Origin of the sequence: Sphingomonas flavalba, from assembly GCF_004796535.1 — a bacterium.
Lineage (GTDB): Bacteria > Pseudomonadota > Alphaproteobacteria > Sphingomonadales > Sphingomonadaceae > Sphingomonas_L > Sphingomonas_L flavalba.
Genome location: NZ_SPHY01000001.1, coordinates 22,927 through 42,440 on the forward strand (window position 1 = coordinate 22,927; position 19,514 = coordinate 42,440).

Genomic DNA, 19,514 nt, shown 5'->3' on the forward strand with positions numbered 1-19,514 from the left:
GGCAGCGATCCCGCCCTAGATGTGGATGTCGGTCGGCCGGTGGCTGTGAAGCCAGCCGACGACGAGCATGCGGGTGAAGGTGACGGCGGTGAACACCGACGTCGCGATGCCGATCAGCAGCACGATCGCGAAGCCCTTGATCGGACCGGAGCCGAGGACCAGCATGATCAGCCCGGCGATCGCGTGGGTGACGTTCGCCTCGAAGATCGTCCGGCTCGCTTCGTGGTAGCCGTGCTCGATCGCCTGCGCGACCCGGCGCCCGCGCCGCCGCTCCTCGCGGATGCGCTCGTTGATCAGCACGTTGGCGTCGACGGCGGTGCCGATCGTCAGCACGAAACCGGCGATGCCGGGCAGGGTCAGCGTCGCGCCGAGCAGGCCCATCACCCCCAGGATGACGAACACGTTGATGACCACCGCCGTGTTCGCATAGATGCCGAACCGGCCGTAGGTGACGAGCATGAAGACGATCACCGCCACCGCGGCGATCACCGAGGCGAGGATGCCGGCCCGGATCGAGTCCGCGCCGAGCTGAGGGCCGACCGTCCGCTCCTCGATCACCTTCAGCGCCACCGGCAGCTTGCCGGACCGCAGGGCAATCGCCAGCTCCGTCGCGCTCTGCACGGTGAAATTGCCGGAAATCTGCGCCTGACCGCCAAGGATCGGTTCGTTGATATTCGGTGCCGACAGCACCGAATTGTCGAGGATCATCGCGAAGGGCCGGCCGACATTCTCCTGCGTCACCCGGGCGAAGCGCTTGCCGCCCGCCGCGTCGAAGCGGATGTTGACCACCGGCGAATTGTCGCGTTGGTCGTAACCCTGCTGCGCCTCGATCAACTGGTCGCCGGAAATCAGCACCTGCCGGTGGACGGCGATCGCCTTCACCACGCCGGGCGAATCGGGATAAGGCAGTACCTGGCTACCGGGCGGGGCGCGGCCCTGCGCGACGTCCGCCGGGTTCGCGCTGACGTCGACCAGCTTGAATTCAAGCTTCGCCGTCTTGCCGAGCAGCTGCTTCAGCGCCTCCGGGTCCTGGAGGCCGGGCACCTGGACGAGGATACGGGTCGCACCCTGGCGGATGATCGTTGGTTCGCGGGTGCCGAGTTCGTCGATGCGCTTGCGGACGACCTCGGTCGCGACCTGCATCGCGGCGTCGACCGCGGCGTCGCGGCCCGCCGCCGTCGGGGTGACGACGACGCGGCTGGTGTCCTCGACCTGCACGTTCCAGTCGCGCTGGCCGGTGACGCCGACCCCCTGGGTCAGCGCGCGGAGGCGTTCGACCGCGGCATCGGTCTGCGCCGGGTTGCGGACGAGGAAGCTGAGCCGACCGCCCTGGCTGGAGATGTCGCTGATCTCGATGCGGGGGTCGCCGCGCCGCATTTCGGTGCGGATCGTGTCCTGCATCTGCTCGAGCCGCTGGCTGGCGACATCGGTCGGGTCAGCTTCCAGCAGCAGGTGGCTGCCGCCGGACAGGTCTAGGCCCAGGTTGATCCGCGGCGCCGGCAGGAAACGGGGCCAGTAGGCCTCCGGCACCAGGCTGGGGAGCGCCAGCGAGACGCCGAACAGCACAACGCCAACGATGCTGATGACCTTCCAGCGCGGAAAATCCAGCAGGCCCATCAGTCGTTCGCCGGACGCGTGCCGCCAGCCGGCGTGATGTCGCTCAGCGTTGCCTTCACCACCTTGACCCGGACGTTGGCGGCGATCTCAACCTCGACGAAGCTGTCGTCGACCTTGGTCACCTTGCCGACCAGACCGCCGCCGGTGACAACCTGATCACCCTTCCGGGCGGCGTCGATCATCGCGCGGTGCTTCTTTACCCGCTGCTGCTGCGGGCGGATCAGCAGGAAGTAGAAGATCACGAAGATCGCGATCAGCGGGACCATCTGGATCAGGAAGGACATCCCGCCGGTCGGGGCTGCGGCACCGGCCGCCTGGGCATAAGCAGGGGTAGCGAACATCGTCAGTTATCGCCTGGCAAGGGGCAGCCGGCCGAAGGGCCGACCGGAAAAGGCGGCGCCTATCACGATGTGCGGGCCGGGCGCAACCGGCCAGCGTGGGCGACCAGCGTGGGGCACCGGTTCGCCCCGCACCTTGCGCCGGGCGGCGACTGGGCTTAATGGGCGCGGCTTCGGGTCGGACGACCCGCCGGTCGGGGCGTAGCGCAGCCTGGTAGCGCATCACACTGGGGGTGTGGGGGTCGCAGGTTCAAATCCTGTCGCCCCGACCAATTCGCCGAAGGTTTCCACCGGAGTTATCAGGGCAAACACAGCGTGGCGGACCGGAAAGTTCCGGCCCGGCGCTTTTCGCTGTCCTACATAGAACCTATTTGGTTAGATATACGAATCATATCGAACCGAGGAGGCCGGGGTGGACATTGACGACCTGATCGACGCGGCGATCGGGCGGGAGGGCGGCTTTGTCGACCACCCGGCCGACCGGGGCGGGCCGACGCGATTCGGGATCAGCGAGGCGGTGGCGCGGGCCAACGGCTATGCCGGGCCGATGCGGGCGCTGCCCCGCGCCACCGCCGAACGCATCTACCGCCGGCTGTACTGGGAACAGCCCGGCTATGCGCGGATCGCCGCCACGGCGCCGGCGATCGCGACCGAACTGTTCGACACCGGGATCAACATGGGGCCGGCGGTGGCGACCGGCTTCCTGCAGCGGGCGCTGAACGCGCTGAACCGTGACGCCGCCGATTACCCCGACATCGCCGCGGACGGCGCGCTCGGCCCGCAAACCGAGGCGGCGCTGACCGCCTTCCTCGCCCGGCGCAAGCCCGGGGGCGAGGCGGTGCTGCTGCGCGCGCTGAACGCGCTCCAGGGCGAACGCTATATCCGCCTGGCGGAAAAGCGGCCGGCCAACGAGGCGTTCCTCTACGGCTGGCTGGCCAACCGGCTGGCCTGAACCGCCCCAATCCACGAGTGCCGGCGCACGCGCCTTCCCTTTCCCCGATGTCATGGAGACGGAGCATGGATATTCTCGGCGGGCTGGTCAGCCCGATCACCAAGCTGCTCGACAAGATCATTCCCGACCCGGAGGCGCGCGACGCCGCCAAGCTGGAACTGCTGAAGCTGGAGAACGCCCACGAGCTGGAGGCGGCCAAGGCGCAGATGGCGGCGATCCTGGCGGAAGCGCAGTCGCCCGATCCATGGACCAGCCGCGCCCGGCCCAGCTTCCTCTACGTGATGTACGTGCTGCTGCTGTGGGCGATCCCGATGGGGGTGATCGCCGCGATCAGGCCCGACACCGCGCAGGCGATCGCGCGGGGGATGAACGCCTATCTGGCCGGCATCCCGGAACCGCTCTACGCGCTGTTCGGCACCGGCTACCTCGGCTACACCGCCGCGCGCTCCTGGGGCAAGAGCCGGGGGGTGGCGAAATAGGCGGGCGGTCGATGCGCGCGGCGGTTCCGAGTATCCCGCGCCGGGATCGCCGTGCCACTGCCCGACATCGATCGGGTGCGCGGCAGGTTAAATGTGCCTACGCGTTGCCGCACATAACTCATTGCGAACAGGTAGCAAACGCGCCAGCATCACCAGATGCTCGACCAAGTGCCGACACAAGGCTGGCTGCTATTGCTGATCGCACTTTTTGCAAGCGCGCCCGCTCAATACGTTTATCAGTATCTTGCCCGCGCCCCCGCCAGACGGGATATAACACAACCCCCCGAGGATCTGAGTTGGCGGACCCGCCGGTTATTCGTCCGTAGCGCCGCCATCCTTCTGGTGCTTGCGGCGCTTGCGGTGTTCATCTTCACACCGGCGGCCGCCCAATTCGCGCGGGGACCGCTTTTCTGGCCGATAATGCTCACGGCATTCGGCGTCTTCGGTCTGGGAACGGTCGCGCGAGGGTTTTCGACCGGGCGCATAGAACCGTTTACGCGCGGCATCATGCTCAGTTTCAAGCGCCGGTCTCAGCCCAAGCGCTTCTGGGCGTCCATGGCGTGGAACACCCTATTGAGCTGTGGCGCGCTCTGGGCGGCCATCGACCTCGGCGGCCTGGCGAAAACGCAGGCGCTGGAAAGGCAGTGCCGCGATCCGACAAGCGCCCTCCACCCGCAGGATGCGATATCAGCCTGCAGCCAACTGGTCGAGGCGGCTTCCGAAGACGATGGGGATTTGCCCGATCTGATTGCAAACCGGGGATGGGCTTATTTCCGAGCCGGAGACTATCGCCGGGCAAAGGCCGATTATGCCCGCGCCGTTCACCTCAGCCCGGACGATCCGAATTTACGCTTCAACCTTGGACTTATCGATGAGCGGGCCAACGACATGGCCGGTGCGATCGCCCAGTTCGGCGAGGCGATCCAACTGAGGCCGGACGACGCCGGCGCCTATTCCCGCCGCGGCGTGCTCCTTCTCGAAGGCGGGCATTTCGATCGGGCGATAGCCGATTTCACCCGCGCGCATGAGCTTCAGCCCACCGACCCATGGCCGCTCGCGAGGCGCGCGGACGCATATGACCAAATGGGCGAGCGCGCGAAGATGGAAGCCGACGACGATGCGGTCATACGATTGAGCGAGGCGGAAGAGAGGACACGGCGGTGACGGAGCCGACACTGTCGGCGCGCGCGGGATGAACCCCACGCCTGCCGCGCCGGTTTACGGCAGGCTCATCAGCAGCGAGATGAGCGCGGTGATCCGGCGGCTGTCGGTTTTTTCGAGGATATGGCGGATATGGGTGCGAACGGTGGCCGCGGTGATCCGGCGCCGATCGCCGATCTCCTCCGCCGTCCGGCCGGCGAGCAGGCCCTCGGCCACCCCCATCTCCGCATCCGTGAGGCCGAAGCAGCCGCGCAGCCAGCGGACGCGACGCGCGGCGTCCGGTTCGGACGGCGCGACGAGAAGCAGGCAGCGGTTTGCGACATCGCCGGCCGGAAGCACCAGCAGGCGCCAGGGCGCGGCGCCGGACGGCCGCGCGCACAGGAAGGCCGCCTGTTCGACAGGGCGGCAGCGGAAGGTCTCCGCTATGGCGTTGCGGATCGCCGCCGCCGGGCCTCGATCCGAGAAAACGAGATGTCCCTGTCTCAGCGCAATGCCGTCACCGGTGTCGAGAAGCCTGCGCCCGTTCGGCGACGCTTCGACCAGGCGCAACGCCGCGTCGACCATCAGAACCGTGGCCTGATGCGCATCGAGCATGTTCGCCCAGGCGAGCCGATCCTCTGCCCGACGGCGCAGCAATTCGCGCGCGTGATAGATGCGGTGCAGATCGGTGCCGATCGTATCGAGCCGCGCCGCCTCCGCCGGTGAGAAGGCGCCCGCCGACCACGCCCGGTGGAAGCTAGTCGCCATGATCGCCCCGTCGAACCGGTGGACCAGTCCCAGGCTGTGCCCGGTATCGTCGCCGTGGAACCGGAACAAATCATTCCACATGGCGGAAGCCCGAAAGAGAGTTTCCGGCACGAGATCGTCCAGCGGGACGGCGCGATTGAGGATGCCGCTGGTCAACCCCGCCTGCGTCCACATATCCAGCTCCCCGCTGAATCGGGCGGCGTAATCCTCCATTATGTTACGGTCATAATAGCTGAACTGCTGGACGGTCGTCTGCCCGGCCCGGTCTATGCGCTGGACGTTGCACGACCGCGCCCCGACGAATTGCGCGACCATTGCGGGCAATTGCGCATAGGCCGCATCGTCATCGATGGCCGCGTACAAATCTCCCAACCGGACCATAGCCACCCCTGCCGTCCCACGCGGGGACTGAAAATGAGGCGAATCCTTCGCCGAAATCAACAGTTTTGAGGATGCGGGCGCCCTTTCCCGCACGGTAGCAGGCGGCCGGAGAGCGGGCGTCTCGACGAAGCGGGGAAGGGCACCATCCGATGGGCCCGCTACGCGCGCCTGAAACGCGCCGCTCCATTCCAGGGCGGTACCGGCCATTGTCAAAGGGAGCAGATCATGAAGGGTTTATTGTTGACGGGCGCGCTGGCTGCCTTGTGGGTTCCAACCCAGGCGATGGCGGAAGGGCAGGTCAGCGCAGGCCTGACCGGGGGCACCCTGGGCATCGGGCCGGAGCTGGGGTATCGGCTGTCGGACACGGTCGGCGTCCGTGGCAATGCGACCTTCCTGTCGATCAGCCACGATTTCGATTCCGACGACGTCACCTATCGCGGCAAGGTGAAGCTGAAATCCGTCGGCATGATGCTCGACCTCTACCCGTTCGGCGGAGGCTTCCGGATTTCGGCCGGCGCGCGCATCAACGGCAACGCCGGAACCGTGCGCGCGACCCCCACGGACGACATCGAACTCAACGGCACGCCCTATACGCCAGCCCAGGTCGGAACACTGCGCGGCAAGGCGGAGACGAAGAATTTCGCGCCGGCGCTGACGCTTGGTTACGGCGGCGGGCTGCATTCCGGGTTCACGGTCGGCGTGGAAGCGGGGGTGCTCTTTCAGGGCAAGGTCCGGCTACGCAACTTCACCGCCAGCGGGGGCGGCGTGTCGGCGGCCGATCTCGAAGCCGAGCGCCTGAGCCTGCAGAGCGATGTCGACGACTACAAGGTCTATCCGATTTTGCAGTTGACGCTGGGGTATCGGTTCTAGGCCCTGTCGGTTGCCGATGCCCGTCATCCTGCGGCGCCGTCGACGGTATCGCAGGATGACGGGCGCGGCCCGAAGCGGCAAGCAGGCGCTGTCGCGATCCACATCTGTCGGGCGCGCGCCTACCGTGGCGGGTTGAGGTCCGGGCAGATGTAGCGGGTGCCTTGCGAGTCCTTGTCGAACTTGCCGCTGTCGCGGCCACGGCAGGCGGCCCAGCGGTACTCGCCGGAGCTGAGCGGCCAGTTGCTGTTGACGCCGATCGTCCAGCTATTGCCGGAGCCGCGTTCGCATTCGCCGCTGGTCACCGAGCACCAGAACGCCTCTATCGGCACGCCGCAATCGTTGACGATATAGTTCCGGCCGTTCGGCTGGCGGCGCAAGGTGGCGCAATCCATCGCCGAGGCGGCCGGATTGTGGAGCAGGCGGCGGCGGGCGGGGTCGACGACGCCGTCGGAGGCGACCGGGGTCGCCGCGCCACCGGGCTGGACGCCGGAAGCGGGGTTGGCGGCAGGCGACGGTGCCGAGGGGGGCTGCGCGCCGCGCCGGACCGCTTCCGCCGCCGCACGGACCCGCTCGCGCAGGGTGGCGCCGGATGCGGCGTCGCATTTCTTCCAGAACGGCGCCGCGTCGATCTTGCCGTTGGGCTGGACGAAATATTCGCAGCCGGCGCGGTGGAAGACGACGGACGGGTTGGTGGCGCGGCGCGGGACGGCGGCGAGGGTCAGGCTCGGGGTGCGGCGGGTATTGTATTCGGCGATTTCGCCGGGGCCGTCGATCATCCCGTGCTGGAAGGTCACCCGGTATTCGAAGCGTTCGTCATAGTCGGCGCCTTCGAACGGCGACACCCGGGTTTCGGCGGCGAACACGCCGGGGCCATGCGCCAGGCCGTCGCCATCGCAGCCGCCGTTCCACCGCGCGTTGCGGTTGGTGCGGCGCGGGCCGAACAGCGGATGGTTCTCGGTATAGAGGACGATGATGCAGTCGCCGGCCTGCACCGCGCTCCACAACCCGTCACTGCTACGCGTGCCGTCCTGTGCCGCCGCCGGCGCGGCGGGGAGCACCAGCGCGGTCGCGGCGGCGGTGGCGCGCAGCGCGGCCCGGACCGTGCGGCGTGGTTGTGGTGTCGGCATGTCTCCCCTCCCTTATGGCCGCACGGCCGGGCACGCGCGGCGGTGTAGCCGCGCTTGCTCTACAAACCGTCCCCAGGGATGGTGAAGAGGGGGTTGCCGGGCGGGCGCCGGGGCACCCCCGCCTTATTTCGCCAGCCCCTCCAGCCGGGCGATGCCGATGGCGGCGACGGCCTGTTTCAGCGTGTCGATGCCGGGGGCGTTGCCTTCCGCCTCGACCATGAAGCGGTCGGCGACGAGGACGCCGTATTTGCCCTCGCGGGATTCGTTGTCCCATTCCTCGGTGGTCATCCGGCCGTCGACGATGCCGGTTTTCTCGTAGCCGGTCGCGGTCTGCTTGTTCGACTGGACGTTGAGCGCGGTACCGAGCGAAGCGAGCGCGCCGACGGCGGCGATGTCGGTCACTTCCAGCCGGAAATGATCGTCGCCGCGTTCGTAGCGCGCCTCCGCCCGCGAGCCGCCGAGGCCGCCGGCATTGGCGCCGGAGCTTTCGATCTCCGTCCGTTTCCAGTCGCCGAGCGCGGCGGGGAGCAGGCCCTGCAGCACGTCCGGGGCAACGGCGGTGCGGGGCGTGTCGGCGGCGGCCTCCATCTTGCGGGCGGCCGCCTCCATCTTGCCGACGTCGACCGTGCCGACGCCGGGGATGGCAAGGGTGCCGCTGACGCTGCCGCCACCGGCGCCGGCGCCGATCAGCGGCGCCGGAGTCAGCATCCGCCCGACGCTGGTCGCGACCATGCCGACGACGACGAACAGCACGACGGCGGCGATGACGGTGACGACGGTGTAGCCGAGCGCCTTGGCCGCGGGCGCGCGCATGAGCAGCGGCAGGCCGACATAGAGCAAATAGAGGCTGTAGAGGCCGAGCAGGCCGAGCCAGGCGAGCGCCGGCACGACCTGAAAGATGCCGGCAAGCCAGCCGGCGGTGGCCGAATAGGCGGCGACCTTCATCGCCTGCACCCGGTTCTTCGTGCCGTCGAAGCTGGGGGCCAGCGCATCGATGATATAGGCGAGGACGATCGTGCCGACGACCGTGGCGATGTAGCCGGCGATCGCGGTGCCGAGCGCCGCGCCGACGCTGGGCCGGTAGGTGATGCCGAGCAGCGAGACGCCGAACACCAGCCCGCCAATCAGCCCGGCGACCGGGCCGATCGCCGCCAGCGGCAGCACCCAGCCCTTGACGATGCCGCCGACGGTCATCGGCTCCGCATCGATCGCCCGCCATTCTTCCGCCGGCGCCAGCAGCAGGCGCTTGGCCCGGCCGGCGTGGGTGACGGGCTGATCGCCCGGAAACTCTGCGCTCATCATCGATCCCCTTGCGCGATGGATGGTGCCGGCAGCATGGCGGCTTTTTTGCCGCCCGGCTAGGACGGGTGCGACATTCCTGCCGGTGAGGCGCCGATGACACCGTTGCTGCTGCTGATCGCGTCGAACGTCTTCATGACGATCGCCTGGTACGGGCACCTGAAGTTCAGCCACGCCAATCTGTGGATCGTCATCCTCGTCAGCTGGGGGATCGCGCTGATCGAATATTGCCTGGCGGTGCCGGCCAACCGCATCGGCTATGCCCAGGGGCTGAGCGGCGGGCAGTTGAAGATCATGCAGGAATGCGTGGCGCTGATCGTGTTCGCGGTGTTCGCCCTCGTCGTGCTGAAGGAGCCGCTCGGCTGGCGCTATGTCGGCGCCTTCGTCTGCATCCTTGGCGCGGCGGCGTTCATGTTCGCCGGGCGGACGGCGTGATTGCACTCGCCGGCCGGCGACCCAATATGCGCAACACTGAGATGACGAGCGGGACCCGAATGAGCAACGAGATGACATGGCACGGCACGACGATCCTGTCGGTGCGGCGTGGCGGCAAGGTGGTCGTCATCGGCGACGGCCAGGTGTCGATGGGCCAGACGGTGATGAAGCCCAACGCGAAGAAGGTCAGGCGGCTGGGCGACGGATCGGTGATCGGCGGCTTTGCCGGCGCCACCGCCGACGCCTTCACCCTGTTCGAGCGGCTGGAGGCGAAGCTGGAGCGGCACAGCGGCCAGCTGATGCGCGCCGCCGTCGAGCTGGCCAAGGACTGGCGGACCGACAAATATCTGCGCAACCTGGAAGCGCTGATGATCGTCGCGGACAAGGATGTGACGCTGGTCCTGACCGGCAATGGCGACGTGCTGGAGCCGGTGGGCGGGATCGCCGCGATCGGCTCCGGCGGCAATTTCGCGCTGGCGGCGGCGCGGGCGCTGTCCGATTACGAGCAGGACGCCGAGACGCTGTGCCGCAAGGCGATGCAGGTCGCCGCCGACATCTGCGTCTACACCAACGAGAACGTGACGGTGGAAACGCTGGACAGCGCCGTCTGACCGCCCGGCACCCCACCCCAACCCCTCCCCTGAAGGAGAGGGGCTTGCGAATAGAGAGACCATGAACGATTCCCTGACCCCGAAAGCCATCGTCGCGGCGCTGGACGCGCACATCATCGGCCAGACCGAGGCGAAGCGCGCGGTGGCCGTCGCGCTGCGTAACCGCTGGCGGCGGCAGCGGCTGTCCGCCGAGCTGCGCGACGAGGTAACGCCGAAGAACATCCTGATGATCGGGCCGACCGGCTGCGGCAAGACCGAGATCAGCCGGCGGCTGGCAAGGCTGGTCGACGCGCCGTTCGTCAAGGTCGAGGCGACCAAGTTCACCGAGGTCGGCTATGTCGGCCGCGACGTCGAGCAGATCGCCCGCGACCTGGTGGAGGAAGCGGTGCGGCTGGAGAAGGAGCGCCGCCGTTCCGCCGTCAAGGACAAGGCGGAGGAGGCGGCGATGGGCCGGCTGCTCGACGCGCTGACCGGCAAGGACGCGAGCGAGGCGACGCGCAGCGCGTTCCGCCAGCGCTTCCGCGACGGCCACCTGGACGAGACCGAGATCGAGATCGAATTGCAGGCGGCGCCGCAGATGCCGTTCGAGCTGCCCGGCGCCGGCGGCCAGGTCGGCATGATCAACCTTGGCGACATGATGGGCAAGGCGTTCGGCGGCCAGCAGACCAAGCGGCGCAAGCTGAGCGTGCGCGCGGCGTGGGACAAGCTGGTCGAGGAGGAAGCCGAGAAGCGGCTGGACCAGGACGAGGTCAGCCGCGTCGCGCTGGCCGACGCCGAGGCCAACGGCATCGTCTTCCTCGACGAGATCGACAAGATCGCGGTTTCCGACGTGCGCGGCGGATCGGTCAGCCGCGAGGGCGTGCAGCGCGACCTGCTGCCGCTGATCGAGGGCACGACGGTTTCGACCAAATACGGGCCGATGAAGACCGACCATATATTGTTCATCGCCAGCGGCGCGTTCCATGTGGCGAAGCCGAGCGACCTGCTGCCCGAATTGCAGGGCCGCCTGCCGATCCGCGTCGAGCTGAAGGCGCTGAGCGAGGAGGATTTCGTCCGCATCCTGAGCGACACCAAGGCCAGCCTGCCGCAGCAGTACCAGGCGCTGATCGCGACCGAGGGCGTGACCATCACCTACACCGACGACGGCATCCGCGCGATCGCCCGCGTCGCCGCCGAGGTGAACGGCCAGGTCGAGAATATCGGCGCCCGCCGGTTGCAGACGGTGATGGAGAAGCTGATCGAGGATGTCAGCTTCCACGCCGAGGACCGGGCCGGCGGCACGCTGACCATCGACGCCCCTTATGTCGAGAGCCAGTTGTCCGGCATTGCGCGCAACACCGACCTCAGCCGCTTCATCCTGTAGCCGGGCGGGCGCGGGCGACGAACAGGCCGAGCAGCGCGCCGCCGAGCAGCACCGCCGCCGCGATCGCGAAGCCAAGCCCCGGCAGCGTGCCGATCGACAGGCTGTAGACCCAGCCGAAGAACAGCGGCGAGGCGATGCCGGCGATGCTGGCGATGCTGTTGTTCGCGCCCTGAAGCTGGCCCTGCTCGTTTTCCGCGACGCGCGCGGTCATCAGGGACTGCAGCGTCGGCATCGCCAGCCCCCAGAGCGCATTGGGTATGAGCGCGGCGGCGAACAGCCAGCCGGTCGGCGCGATGCCCATCGCCAGGAGGCCGAGGGCGCCGCCGGCCAGGCCGACGATCATCGTCCGCCGATCCCCCAGCCGGCGGGCGACCGGGCCGACGAGCAGGCCCTGCACCCCCATGTCGAGCAAGCCGGCGCCGGCGAGCAGCAGCCCGACCTCGAACGCGCCGAGGCCGTAGCGATGGCCGGCGTAGAGCACGTAGATCGCCGAAAAGACGTGGTGGGCGAAATAGAGCAGGAAATTGATCGCGGCGAGGCCGGTCAGGTCGTGGTGCGAGCGCAGCAGGCGCAGCGCGCCGAGCGGGTTGGCCCGCGCCCACGAAAAAGCCATCCGCCGTTCGACCGGCAGCGATTCGGGCAGGACGAACAGGCCGTAGAGGAAGGCGCAGGCGGACAGGCCGGCGGCGACCCAGAACGGCACCCGCGGCCCCCATTCGCCGAGCACCCCGCCGAGCGCCGGGCCGGCGACGAAGCCGGCGGCGAAGGCAGCGCCGACCAGGCCGTAGGCGCGGGCCCTGCCCTCCGGCGGCGTGATGTCGGCCATATAGGCGAAGACGGCGGTGAAGCTGGACGAGGTGACGCCGCCGATCAGCCGGCCGACCGCCAGCCACCACAGATCGGGCGCCAGCGCCATCAGCACCCAGTCGATCGCCAGCCCGACCGTCGAGATCAGAATCACCGGCCGCCGGCCGAAATGATCGGACAGCGCGCCGATGACCGGCGAGCACAGGAACTGCATGCCCGCCCAGATCGCGATCAGCGCGCCGTTCCAGATCCCGGCCGAGGCGGCCGATCCGGCGAATTCCTCGACCAGCGCCGGCAGGACGGGGATGATGAGCCCCATCGCCATCACGTCGAGCAGCGCCGTCACCAGGATGAAGGCGATGGCGGGGCGCAGCCGGGCGGGTGAGAGATGGATCGACACGGGGAACGGGCCTTTCCGGCGCAGGTCTGGCGGTCGGGCTGCTTAGGGGCTGCGCGGGGTAAAGGGAAGCGGGCGTCGCGGTGGGCGGGGATTGGCGGAGGCGGGGGTGGATTGCCGCGCCGCTGCGCGGCTCGCAATGACGGGAGACGGTGCTCCTGCGCAGGCAGGAGTCCAGGGGGGTTCGGCGGAGGGGATGTGGGCTCCTGCTCTCGCAGGAGTACAGGGAGCGGACGACGCCTTACGCGCGTGGGCTCCCGCTTTCGCGGGAGCGCGGGGAGCGGCGGGGGGCTAGACCAGCCGGGACTGTTTGACCGCGGCGCCGACGAAGCTGGCGAACAGCGGGTGGGGGTCGAACGGCTTGGATTTCAGTTCCGGGTGGAACTGGACGCCGACGAACCAGCTATGATCGGGCCGCTCGACGATTTCCGGCAGAGTGCCGTCGGGCGACATGCCGGAGAAGACGAGGCCGCCCTTTTCGAGCGCCTCGCGGTAATGGACGTTGACTTCGTAGCGGTGGCGGTGGCGCTCGCTGATCTCGTCGGTGCCGTAGATCGCGCGGACGACGCTGTTGCCGGCGAGCGTCGCCGGGTAGGCGCCGAGCCGCATCGTACCGCCAAGGTCGCCGCCGGCCTCGCGCTTCTGCAAGCCTTCTTCCGACATCCATTCGGTGATCAGCCCGACCACCGGTTCCGACGTCGGGCCGAATTCCGTCGTCGACGCGTCGGCGATGCCGGCGAGGTTGCGGGCGCCTTCGATGCAGGCCATCTGCATGCCGAGGCAGATGCCGAAGAACGGCACGTTGTGTTCGCGGGCGAAGCGGACGCTGGCGATCTTGCCTTCCGACCCGCGCTCGCCGAAGCCGCCGGGGACGAGGATGGCGTGCATCGGCTCAAGCTGGGCGGCGAGCGCGTCCTCATGCTCGAACAGTTCCGCGTCGAGCCAGCGAATGTTGACCTTGACCCGGTGGGCGATGCCGCCGTGGACCAGCGCCTCGTGCAGCGACTTGTAGGCATCCGGCAGGCCGACATATTTGCCGACGACGCCGATCGTCACCTCCCCTTCCGGGTTGGACAGGCGGCTGACGATTTCCGTCCAGCGCGACAGGTCCGGGCTGTCATTCGCGGTGATGCCGAACGCGCGCAGCACTTCGCGGTCCAGCCCCTCGGCATGATAGGCCTGCGGCACGGCGTAGATGCTCGGCGCGTCGAGCGCCGGGATCACCGCTTCCTTGCGGACGTTGCAGAACAGCGCGATCTTGGCGCGCTCGCTGGCCGGCAGCGGCTGTTCGCAGCGGCAGACCAGCACGTCCGGCTGGATGCCGAGGCTGGTCAGTTCGCGCACGCTGTGCTGGGTCGGCTTGGTCTTCAGCTCGCCGGCGGCGGCGATGAACGGCACCAGCGTGACATGGACGAACACGCTGTTTTCCCGGCCGATGTCGTTGCGGAGCTGGCGGATCGCCTCGATGAACGGTAGCGATTCGATGTCGCCGACGGTGCCGCCGATCTCGCACAGCACGAAATCGACATCATCGGTGTCGGCCTGGGCGAAGGCCTTGATCGCGTCGGTGACGTGCGGGATGACCTGCACCGTCGCGCCGAGATAGTCGCCGCGCCGCTCGCGCTGGATGATCGTCTGGTAGATGCGGCCGGAGGTGACGTTGTCGCTCTGGCGGCCCGGCACGCCGGTGAAGCGTTCGTAATGGCCCAGATCGAGGTCGGTCTCCGCGCCGTCGTCGGTCACGTAGACCTCGCCGTGCTGATAGGGGCTCATCGTCCCCGGATCGACGTTCAGATAGGGATCGAACTTGCGGATGCGGGCGCGATAGCCCCGCGCCTGCAGCAACGCCGCGAGCGATGCCGCCATGAGACCCTTGCCAAGCGAGGAGACCACGCCGCCGGTGATAAAAATGAACCGCGCCATGGGAGTTGATGCCTAGCCGCGAACCATACCCGACGACAAGCGGCGTTATCCGTCTTGCGACGAATAATTCGCTGCGGCCGGGTGCGGCCGATCAGTTGGTGGAGGTGGGCGAAGCCGCAGGCGTCGGGGTGGCGGCGGCCTTCGGCGCCGGAGTCGCCGCAGCGGCCGGCGATGCCGCAGGCGTCGGCGCCGCGGCAGGCGCCGGGGCACTGCCGCCGGTCGCCTGCTGGGCGGCGGCGGCGAGCGGATCGTCGACCGGCAGCGGCGGCGCCTCACCCTGCTGCTGCGCGGCCGGCGCCTGGGCGGCGAGGCTGGTGTCGATTTCCGTCGTCTTGCGCGCATGGGCGGCGACGAAGGCCAGGGTGATGCTGAGCAGGATGAAGATCGTCGCCAAGACGGTGGTGGCGCGGGTCAGGAAATCCGCCGCGCCGCGCGCCGACATTAGCCCCGCCGGGCTGCCGCCCCCGCCCATACCGAGGCCGCCGCCTTCCGATTTCTGCATCAGGATGATGCCGACGAGCGCGGCGGCAATGATGGCCTGGACGACGAGGAGAAAGGTGAACATGCGTGCTCTTGCGGATAGGGGAGCGGCGAAAGGCGCCGGATGTGGCGGCCGCCTTAGCGAATTGGCGGCCGTGGTTCAACCACGGCTTTCGCCGGCGGCCGCGATGATCGGCACGAAATCCGCCGCAGTCAGGCTGGCGCCGCCGACCAGCGCGCCGTCGACGTCGGCGACGCCGAGCAGCGCCGCCGCGTTCGACGCCTTGACCGACCCGCCGTAGAGGATGCGCACGCCCTGCCCGGCCGCGCCATAGGCGCCGACCAGCGCCGCGCGGATCGCGGCATGGATTTCAGCGACGTCGCCGGTCGAGGGGGTGCGGCCAGTGCCGATCGCCCAGACCGGCTCATAGGCGACGACCAGCCGGTCGGCCGCCGCCGGTAGCGACCCGGCAAGCTGGGCGGAGACGACGGCGACGGCGCGGCCGGCATCGCGCTGCCCCTCCGTTTCGCCGACGCAGACGATCGCGGTCAGCCCGGCGGCGATGGCGGCTTCCGCCTTGGCGCGGACCTCCGCATCGGTCTCGTGCTGGTCGGCGCGGCGTTCGCTATGGCCGACGATGACCAGTTCCGCCCCCGCCTCGACCAGCATCGCGGCCGAGACGCAGCCAGTGTGCGCGCCCGAGGCGGCGGCGTGGACGTCCTGCCCGCCGACCGGCACGCCGCGCCCGGCGGCGCCAGCGATCAGGGTGAAGGGCGGGCACAGCGCGACGTCGACGCCGGGATGCGCCCGCGCCGCCGCCGCGATCGCATCGACTTCCGCCAGCGCGGCCTTGCTGCCGTTCATCTTCCAGTTGCCAGCAACGAGCTTCCTCAGCACGATCCTTCCTCCCATGGTCAGCCGAGCCGCCCCTTTCCCCCGTCCGGCCGGAAAAATGAAGAGGCGACGTGCCCGGCGGCGATATTCGTCCCCGGCGCTTGATGCCGCCCGGCGCGCCCCCTAAAGCATGGTCCGACTTCCTGATCCAATCGCAGCGACGGATACCGCATGTTCGCATTCTTCCGGGGCCTGACCAATTCCAAGATCGGCCTGTTCTTCGTCGGCATCTTCGTCGTCGCGATCGCCGTCGGCTTCGCCATGGCCGACATGAGCAGCTACCAGCTCGGCGACGGGAGCGGCGGCGGCCGCACCACCCTCGCCAAGGTCGGCAAGCAGAAGATCGACGCGACCGAGTTCGCCCAGCGCATCCAGCGCCAGCTCGACCTGGCCCGGCGCGACCGGCCGGACATCACCATGCAGCAACTGGTGTCGGCCGGCGGGGTGGAGGACATACTGGCGCAACTGGTCGACAGCGTCGCGCTCAGCGAATTCGCCCGCAGCCAGGGCATGCTGGTCAGCCGCAAGCTGGAGGACGGGCAGATCGCCAGCATCCCGCTGTTCCGCGCGTTCAACGGATCGGTCGACCGCGCCGCGATCGACCAGTTCCTGAACCAGACGCGGATGACCGAGGCGCAGTTCCGCGCCGAACTGTCGCGCGAGGCGATGACCAGCCTGCTGATGACGCCGGCGTCCGGCGCCGCCCGCGCGCCGTTCGGCCTGGTCACCCCCTATGCGTCGATGCTGCTCGAGGAGCGGGCCGGCAGCCTTGGCTTCGTGCCGGTCAGCGCGGTCAAAACCGCGGCGCCGACCGACGCCGACATCGCCGCCTATTACCAGCGCAACGCGATGCGCTACACCGTGCCGGAACGCCGCGCGGTGCGCTATGCGACGATCGCCCGCGACGCCGCTGCCGGCACGGCGGCGCCGACCGAGGCGGAGATCGCCAAATATTATCAGGACGAGAAGGCCCGCTACACCGCCCGCGAGACCCGCAGGCTGAGCCAGGTCATCGTGCCGGACGAGGCGACGGCCAAGGCGATCGCCGCCAAGGCCAGCGCCGGCACCCCTCTCGCCGCCGCCGCCGAGGCCGCCGGTTTCGCCGCCGCGGTGCTCGACAAGCAGACGCGCGAAGGCTTCACCCCGCAGAGCAACGCCTCGCTCGCCGCCGCCGTATTCTCTTCCCCCGCCGGCACGGTGGTGCCGCCGGCCAAGTCGGCGATCGGCTGGCATGTCGTGCGGGTCGATGCGATCGAGGCGACGCCGGCGCGCAGCCTCGACCAGGTGCGCGGTGAAATCGTCGAGGCGCTGAAGACGCAGAAGGCCGATCAGGCGCTGTCCGACATCGTCGCGCGGATCGAGGATTCGGTGGCGGACGGCGCGACGTTCGACGAAGCGGTCAAGGCCAACGGGCTGACCGCCAGGACGACGCCGCCGCTGCTGGCGAGCGGCGTCGACCCCGCCGCGCCCGACGCGCCGGTGCCGCCGGAGGTCGCCGCCGCCGCCAAGGCCGCCTTCGCATCCGAGCAGGGCGACGACCCGACCGTCGAGCAGGCGGTGTCGAACGAGCTGTTCGTCCTCGTCGTGCTCGACCGGGTGATCGCCGCCGCGCCGCCGCCGCTGGCCCAGATCCGCGCGCGCGTCACCGCCGATCTCGTCGCCGATCGCGCCATGGAGGCGGCGCGCAAGATCGCCGACGCCGCCATCGCCAAGGTCAAGGGCGGCAGCACGCTGGCCGAAGCCTTTGCCGGCGCCGGCGCGCCCCTGCCCGCGCCGACCGCGATCGGCAGCCAGCGGCAGGACATCATGCGCCCCGGCCAGCGGCCGAACCCGGAAATGGCCCTGCTGTTCAGCATGGTGGTGAAAACGGCGAAGGCGCTGGAGGCCCCCGACCGCAAGGGCTGGTACGTCGTCTATCTCGACCGGGTTAAGCCGGGCAACGCGACCGGCCGGCCCGACCTGGTGGCGGCGGCGCGGGCGCAGTTCTCGCAGGTGCTCGGCCAGGAATATGCGCTGCAGTTCGCCGCTGCCGCGCGCGCGGCGGTGGGCGCCACCCACAACACCGCGGTGGTCGAGCGGCTGAAGCGCGAGCTGGTCGGCGGCACCAACCGGTGACGCTCGGCGCGGGCGACGCAGCGGCGCGCGCGGCGCTGGCCGCCGGTCGCCCGGCGCTGGTCTGGCGGCGGCGGATCGCCGACACCGAAACCCCCGTCTCCGCCGCGCTGAAGCTGATCGAGCCGGGACGTGGCGATTATCTGCTCGAATCGGTCGAGGGCGGGCAGACGCGCGGCCGCCACAGCCTGATCGGCCTGGCGCCCGACCTGCTGTTCCGCGCTATCGGCGACCGCGCCGAGATCAACCGCCAATGGCTGACCGACCAGCGGGCGTTCGAACCGGCCGAGGGCGACGCGCTGTCGGCGCTGCGCGCACTAGTCGCCGCCTGCCGGATGGAGGTGCCGCCGGAACTGCCCCGCGCGCTAGCCTGCCTGGTCGGCTATTTCGGCTATGAGACGATCGGGCTGGTCGAAAAGCTGCCGCGCCCGGCACCCAACCCGCTGGCACTGCCCGACATGCTCTTTGCCCGGCCGACGGTGATCCTGATCTTCGACCGGCTGACCGACGAGTTGTTCTTCGTCGCGCCGGTATGGCCGGGGGCGCCCGGCGGGGTCGACGCCGCCGTCGAGCGGATCGAGGCGGCGATGGCACGGCTAGCGCAGCCGCTGCCCGCCGAGGCCGCCCCCGCCGCCCTGCCGGAGATCGCCGCGACGCCGGTGCTGCCCGCCGGGCGCTATGCGGAAATGGTCGCCGGCGCGCAGGCGCATATCGCCGCCGGCGACATTTTCCAGGTGGTGCTGGCCCAGCGTTTCACCACGCCGTTCGCCCTGCCGCCGTTCGCGCTGTACCGCGCGCTGCGCCGGGTCAATCCGTCGCCCTTCCTCTATTACCTCGACCTGCCCGGCTTCGCGCTGATCGGCAGTTCGCCGGAAATCCTGGTCCGCGCCCGCGACGGCGAGGTGACGATCCGCCCGCTGGCCGGCACCCGACCGCGCGGGCGCACGACCGCCGAGGACGCCGCCAACCGCGCCAGCCTGCTCGCCGACCCGAAGGAGCGGGCCGAGCACCTGATGCTGCTCGACCTGGGCCGCAACGACGTCGGCCGGGTCGCGGCGGCGGGCAGCGTGACGGTGACCGACAGCTACGCGGTCGAGTATTACAGCCACGTCATGCACATCGTGTCGAACGTCGTCGGGCGGATCGCGCCCGGCAAGGACGCGCTCGACGCGCTGTTCGCCGGCTTCCCCGCCGGCACGGTCAGCGGCGCGCCCAAGGTCCGCGCCTGCGAGATCATCGCCGAACTGGAGCCGGAAACGCGCGGCGCCTACGCCGGCGGCGTCGGCTATTTCTCCCCCGACGGATCGATGGATTCGTGCATCGTGCTGCGCACCGCCGTGGTCAAGGACGGGGTGATGCACGTCCAGTCCGGCGCCGGCATCGTCGCCGACAGCGACCCCGCCGCCGAACAGCGCGAATGCGAAGCCAAGGCCGGCGCCCTGTTCGCCGCCGCCCGCGAAGCCGCCCGCATCGCCGGAGAAGCGGGATTCGGGCAGTAGGCGTTTACCGGGCGCCAGCGT

The 19,514-nt window shown here is 69.4% G+C and carries 18 protein-coding genes and 1 tRNA gene; 10 read left to right on the forward strand and 9 right to left on the reverse strand.

The annotated features are described in order from the left end of the window. Positions 1-15: 15 nt before the first annotated feature. Together secD and yajC are read right to left on the reverse strand one after the other, a co-directional pair. The gene (gene secD / locus E4A53_RS00110) at positions 16-1,611 is read right to left on the reverse strand and encodes a protein translocase subunit SecD (protein WP_136161378.1); all 1,596 of its coding nucleotides are present in this window, start codon (positions 1,609-1,611) and stop codon (positions 16-18) included. A gap of 5 nt (positions 1,612-1,616) precedes the next feature. After that, complete coding sequence (yajC, locus tag E4A53_RS00115) at positions 1,617-1,958, reverse strand: preprotein translocase subunit YajC (RefSeq protein WP_136161087.1); 342 nt, start codon at positions 1,956-1,958, stop codon at positions 1,617-1,619. A gap of 192 nt (positions 1,959-2,150) precedes the next feature. On the opposite strand from yajC, the gene E4A53_RS00120 reads away from it, so the two are divergent. The 4 genes from E4A53_RS00120 to E4A53_RS00135 all read left to right on the forward strand — a co-directional run bounded on the left by E4A53_RS00120 (position 2,151) and on the right by E4A53_RS00135 (position 4,550). Further along, positions 2,151-2,227, forward strand: a tRNA-Pro gene (locus tag E4A53_RS00120). Positions 2,228-2,367: 140 nt separating this feature from the next. Then, positions 2,368-2,907, forward strand: coding sequence for a glycoside hydrolase family 108 protein (locus E4A53_RS00125; protein ID WP_136161088.1), 540 nt, complete (start codon positions 2,368-2,370; stop codon positions 2,905-2,907). 65 nt (positions 2,908-2,972) lie between these two features. Then, on the forward strand, positions 2,973-3,386 hold the full coding sequence (locus E4A53_RS00130) for a holin family protein (protein ID WP_136161089.1): 414 nt from the start codon (positions 2,973-2,975) through the stop codon (positions 3,384-3,386). 156 nt (positions 3,387-3,542) lie between these two features. Continuing rightward, on the forward strand, positions 3,543-4,550 hold the full coding sequence (locus E4A53_RS00135; protein WP_136161090.1) for a tetratricopeptide repeat protein: 1,008 nt from the start codon (positions 3,543-3,545) through the stop codon (positions 4,548-4,550). Between the two features lie 54 nt (positions 4,551-4,604). Here E4A53_RS00135 and E4A53_RS00140 read toward each other — a convergent pair whose 3' ends face one another. Beyond that, complete coding sequence (locus tag E4A53_RS00140; RefSeq protein ID WP_136161091.1) at positions 4,605-5,882, reverse strand: helix-turn-helix transcriptional regulator; 1,278 nt, start codon at positions 5,880-5,882, stop codon at positions 4,605-4,607. A gap of 33 nt (positions 5,883-5,915) precedes the next feature. Between E4A53_RS00140 and E4A53_RS00145 the strand changes: the two genes are divergently transcribed. Then, positions 5,916-6,545, forward strand: coding sequence for a hypothetical protein (locus E4A53_RS00145; RefSeq protein WP_136161092.1), 630 nt, complete (start codon positions 5,916-5,918; stop codon positions 6,543-6,545). Positions 6,546-6,664: 119 nt separating this feature from the next. Here the strand turns inward: E4A53_RS00145 and E4A53_RS00150 are convergent, their stop codons facing one another. Both E4A53_RS00150 and E4A53_RS00155 read right to left on the reverse strand, forming a co-directional pair. Beyond that, positions 6,665-7,672, reverse strand: coding sequence for a hypothetical protein (locus tag E4A53_RS00150; protein ID WP_136161093.1), 1,008 nt, complete (start codon positions 7,670-7,672; stop codon positions 6,665-6,667). A gap of 123 nt (positions 7,673-7,795) precedes the next feature. Next, a complete protein-coding gene (locus E4A53_RS00155) occupies positions 7,796-8,971 on the reverse strand; it encodes a Yip1 family protein (RefSeq protein WP_136161094.1) in 1,176 nt (391 codons plus the stop codon). A gap of 96 nt (positions 8,972-9,067) precedes the next feature. Here E4A53_RS00155 and E4A53_RS00160 point away from each other — a divergent pair, with 96 nt between their 5' ends. The 3 genes from E4A53_RS00160 (at position 9,068) to hslU (ending at position 11,380) form a co-directional block, all read left to right on the forward strand. Then, complete coding sequence (locus E4A53_RS00160; RefSeq protein WP_136161095.1) at positions 9,068-9,406, forward strand: DMT family protein; 339 nt, start codon at positions 9,068-9,070, stop codon at positions 9,404-9,406. Positions 9,407-9,465: 59 nt separating this feature from the next. Beyond that, on the forward strand, positions 9,466-10,017 hold the full coding sequence (gene hslV / locus E4A53_RS00165) for an ATP-dependent protease subunit HslV (protein WP_136161096.1): 552 nt from the start codon (positions 9,466-9,468) through the stop codon (positions 10,015-10,017). A gap of 61 nt (positions 10,018-10,078) precedes the next feature. Further along, entirely contained in the window at positions 10,079-11,380 is a 1,302-nt protein-coding gene (hslU, locus tag E4A53_RS00170) for an ATP-dependent protease ATPase subunit HslU (RefSeq protein WP_136161097.1), read from the forward strand. Here hslU and E4A53_RS00175 read toward each other — a convergent pair. From E4A53_RS00175 to tpiA, 4 genes are all read right to left on the reverse strand, one after another. Further along, positions 11,370-12,587, reverse strand: coding sequence for a TCR/Tet family MFS transporter (locus tag E4A53_RS00175; RefSeq protein WP_136161098.1), 1,218 nt, complete (start codon positions 12,585-12,587; stop codon positions 11,370-11,372). The genes hslU and E4A53_RS00175 overlap by 11 nt on opposite strands. Before the next feature lie 288 nt (positions 12,588-12,875). After that, on the reverse strand, positions 12,876-14,507 hold the full coding sequence (locus E4A53_RS00180) for a CTP synthase (RefSeq protein ID WP_136161099.1): 1,632 nt from the start codon (positions 14,505-14,507) through the stop codon (positions 12,876-12,878). A 91-nt stretch (positions 14,508-14,598) separates the two neighbouring features. Next, the gene (gene secG / locus E4A53_RS00185; RefSeq protein ID WP_136161100.1) at positions 14,599-15,072 is read right to left on the reverse strand and encodes a preprotein translocase subunit SecG; all 474 of its coding nucleotides are present in this window, start codon (positions 15,070-15,072) and stop codon (positions 14,599-14,601) included. A 75-nt stretch (positions 15,073-15,147) separates the two neighbouring features. Beyond that, positions 15,148-15,900, reverse strand: a complete 753-nt coding sequence (gene tpiA, locus E4A53_RS00190; protein WP_420822591.1) for a triose-phosphate isomerase — start codon at positions 15,898-15,900, stop codon at positions 15,148-15,150. A 153-nt stretch (positions 15,901-16,053) separates the two neighbouring features. On the opposite strand from tpiA, the gene E4A53_RS00195 reads away from it, so the two are divergent. Both E4A53_RS00195 and trpE read left to right on the forward strand, forming a co-directional pair. Further along, entirely contained in the window at positions 16,054-17,997 is a 1,944-nt protein-coding gene (locus E4A53_RS00195; protein WP_136161101.1) for a peptidylprolyl isomerase, read from the forward strand. Continuing rightward, a complete protein-coding gene (gene trpE / locus E4A53_RS00200) occupies positions 17,994-19,493 on the forward strand; it encodes an anthranilate synthase component I (protein ID WP_136161102.1) in 1,500 nt (499 codons plus the stop codon). Before E4A53_RS00195 ends, trpE begins: the two co-directional genes overlap by 4 nt. The last annotated feature ends 21 nt before the right edge of the window (positions 19,494-19,514 follow it).